Raw genomic sequence first — 1,171 nt, 5'->3', positions numbered from 1 at the left:
TGTGATCAGTTTATGATTCGCCGTAACTACGCTAAATCGTTTGGCGGAATAAGTCGAAGAATAGTCACAAAAATAGCCGCACTGACTATTATTCAGTGGTTTAATCATTTAGAAGGGAACAAATTAAACAATTTGAAAATTGTAATTTCCTAAATGCACCACGGGTAGGGTAAAGTAATGAAAGTCAGTTCATCTATAAAAGTGAGTGATTGTAATGGCTAACTGCTTTTCTTAGCTGTTTATTATTGGTTGGTGTTGTTCATGCTTTTGCTATTGGTCGTCACTATATTATACCGACTCTCATTTTGACGGTTGCGGTGTTGCTAGGCAATCTGACTGCTTATGCGTTTAGTGGACGAATATGGGCAAAATTAATGATTTTTTGGCTGTATTTCCTGTTAATGTGCCACGGTTTTTTTGCGTTGTTTTGGTCTCAAAAGTACAGAGAAATTTTAGGGCAAGCGTTTGAACCGACTTGCATTGTCGTTGTTTTATTACTGGCGTTCTTTTTAGTGAAATACAAAAAGGGAAATGACCTTTTGCTTTTCCCTAAATTTGTATAGATTGGGTGTTTTCTAACCTGAAAGCGGCGATTTGCTCATCGCTTGGTGTTAGAGTGTTTAAATAGCCGTTAGGAGCAGGAATGCCAGCATCTGGTAGACCCATTGAAATGACTTCTATAGGGAGCTTTGTGCTTTCCAAAATGTGGCTGGAAATACCAATTAGGCTGGATATTTCATGATATGAAAAATGGTTTATTTTTTGAGGTAATTGGTGTTGTATCACTACGCTGCCACTGGGTTCTATGGTAACTGGTCGCATGCCTGCTTTTGTGCGTTGTACATATGATCCAGCGCTAAGAAAGCCTTGCTGGAATAGGGTGGAAAAAGTCACTAGTGTCGCGTGACCGCAAAAGTCTACTTCTCCGTAAGCGTCCAGCAAACCACACATAACAATCAAATTTCGATTCACATAGAGTGATAATTTCTTTAGTCTACGGAATCATCACTCTATGTTTACATCCTCCCCCCAAGTTTCTATTACCTTAATTTGTGGTCCAACCGATATGCGTAAAGCCATTAATGGCTTATGTGAGGTAGTGGCTTATGATCTGGCGTTGGAGCCTTGTTCTGAACATCTCTTTGTCTTTTGTGGCCGTACTCGCAATAAA

3 protein-coding genes and 1 pseudogene are annotated in these 1,171 nt (G+C 39.5%); 3 read left to right on the top strand and 1 reads right to left on the bottom strand.

Annotated features, from left to right (window positions below; genetic code table 11):
- Positions 1 to 153, top strand: a pseudogene (locus tag ACMUMJ_RS16860) (IS982 family transposase); the annotation flags it as partial.
- Positions 154 to 245: 92 nt separating this feature from the next.
- Positions 246 to 563, top strand: a complete 318-nt coding sequence (locus ACMUMJ_RS16855; protein WP_414680009.1) for a hypothetical protein — start codon at positions 246 to 248, stop codon at positions 561 to 563.
- Here the strand turns inward: ACMUMJ_RS16855 and ACMUMJ_RS16850 are convergent.
- Positions 550 to 972 carry a PhzF family phenazine biosynthesis protein gene (locus ACMUMJ_RS16850; RefSeq protein ID WP_414680008.1) on the bottom strand — a complete coding sequence of 141 codons (423 nt, stop codon included), beginning with the start codon at positions 970 to 972 and terminating at the stop codon, positions 550 to 552. The genes ACMUMJ_RS16855 and ACMUMJ_RS16850 overlap by 14 nt on opposite strands.
- A gap of 40 nt (positions 973 to 1,012) precedes the next feature.
- On the opposite strand from ACMUMJ_RS16850, the gene tnpB reads away from it, so the two are divergent.
- On the top strand, positions 1,013 to 1,171 hold a 159-nt coding region (gene tnpB, locus ACMUMJ_RS16845), incomplete at its 3' end, for an IS66 family insertion sequence element accessory protein TnpB (RefSeq protein WP_414680010.1).

It is taken from the genome of Marinomonas phycocola (genome assembly GCF_047525455.1).
GTDB lineage: Bacteria > Pseudomonadota > Gammaproteobacteria > Pseudomonadales > Marinomonadaceae > Marinomonas.
The sequence above is the reverse complement of the archived record's forward strand: the minus strand, read 5'-3'. Positions and strand labels throughout refer to the sequence as shown.